General features: G+C 42.5%; 1 protein-coding gene. It reads left to right on the top strand.

Annotated elements, in window-relative coordinates:
* Window positions 1-745: 745 nt before the first annotated feature.
* Window positions 746-1,468, top strand: coding sequence for a D/L-lactic acid transporter LarD (gene larD / locus FC20_RS09475; RefSeq protein ID WP_195837475.1), 723 nt, complete (start codon window positions 746-748; stop codon window positions 1,466-1,468).
* Window positions 1,469-1,553 lie beyond the last annotated feature (85 nt).

The following is a 1,553-nucleotide window of genomic DNA, read 5'->3' as shown; positions in this document are numbered from 1 at the left end:
CGTTATGCATGATCAGCCGGCACTGCTTTCTGCCTTTTCTCGCGATTGCTTCATGAAGTGGCCTTTGGGCAGATGAAGATTTTTTGCGGTCAACGTAGGTTTGCGAGCCATCCTGAAAGCTTGCTTCTGGGAATGCCGCCATCATCCGCTTGCGCTTCAAGCCCCTCACTTCAGTAAGGGGTTACCATTGACTCTGTTTACACTTTTTATCTATCTTGCTTTCTAGATGTTAACACTATAATCCAGCCAAGCCAAGCTTGTCCTGACATCTTATAGGAAAAAACTTTTTTATACAAAGTCAAATATATAGTAAAACTATTTTTTACCGCTTTCAAGTGCCTAAAAGCGGCTTTTACCTTTTTTTAATCATAGTTTTTCTATGTTTTTACATAATCGTATATTTTAGACACCAAAAAAGCAATCGAGGGTTCGACTGCTTTTCAGGTAGTGTATATGTTGTGTATATCAGGGAAAGAAAAATATAAGAAATATGAGTTATAGAAGAGTTCTCCATCTCTTCTATAGTTCTAACTATACCGGCCATTTTTGAACATTCTATGATCAAGCTGGTGCGGATCAATGAAATTTAAAAATAACATCGTTATTTTTATCTGTTATTTTCCAGTTAAGAAAACGCATTCTTGGCAGAAATCAGCAATTTCTTGTATCTTTTTCGGGGTTATAGGTTTATAATTATTACCTGTTATGTACCTTAAAAAATATCTACTACAAGGAGAACAAGATTTTGATGCACAACTTGTTAAATGAGTTCTTTTCTACTGGACTCATGATTCTGTTCGGTGTGGGAGTACACTGCGATGACGTTTTGAACAAGACTAAGTACCATGGTTCTGGCCACATTTTTGCCATTACTACTTGGTCATTCGGCATTACTGCCTGCCTCTTTATCTTCGGCGGCGTTTGCATGAACCCTGCAATGGCTCTTTGCCAAGCTATTTTGGGCTTGATCCCATGGTCAAGCTTTATCCCTTACACGATCGCTGAATTCCTCGGCGCCTTTGCTGGTGCTTTGCTGGCCTACTTCATGTACGCAGACCACTTCAAGGCTTCAGAAGGCACGATCGATGGGATTGCAACGAGAAACATCTTCTCAACCAACCCTAACGAACGCAACTTGCCTCGTAACTGGATGGTCGAAATGATCGCCACTACCATCTTCTTGACTGGTATCTTGGCTATCGTTGCCAACTATGAAAAGTTTGGCTTCACTCCACTCCTTGTGGGTCTCTTGGTATGGGCAATCGGTATGGGCCTTGGCGGTACTACTGGCTTCGCCATGAACCAAGCCCGGGACCTTGGTCCTCGTTTGGCCTACCAAATCTTGCCAATCAAGAACAAGGCTAACAACGACTGGCAATACGGTCTGCTTGTTCCTGGTACTGCCCCATTTGCTGGTGCAGTTTTGGCTGCAGCCATTGTTAAGTACTACTTAAAGCTGCACATCTAATAGTAAAAGCGCTGGATTCAATCCAGCGCTTTTCTTTTTGCCTTCGATGGCGTGCCCCCTGACGACGTAGCCACGACTCTTTTTA

Origin of the sequence: Lactobacillus equicursoris DSM 19284 = JCM 14600 = CIP 110162 (assembly GCF_001434815.1) — a bacterium.
Lineage (GTDB): Bacteria > Bacillota > Bacilli > Lactobacillales > Lactobacillaceae > Lactobacillus > Lactobacillus equicursoris.
The sequence above is the reverse complement of the archived record's forward strand: the minus strand, read 5'-3'. Positions and strand labels throughout refer to the sequence as shown.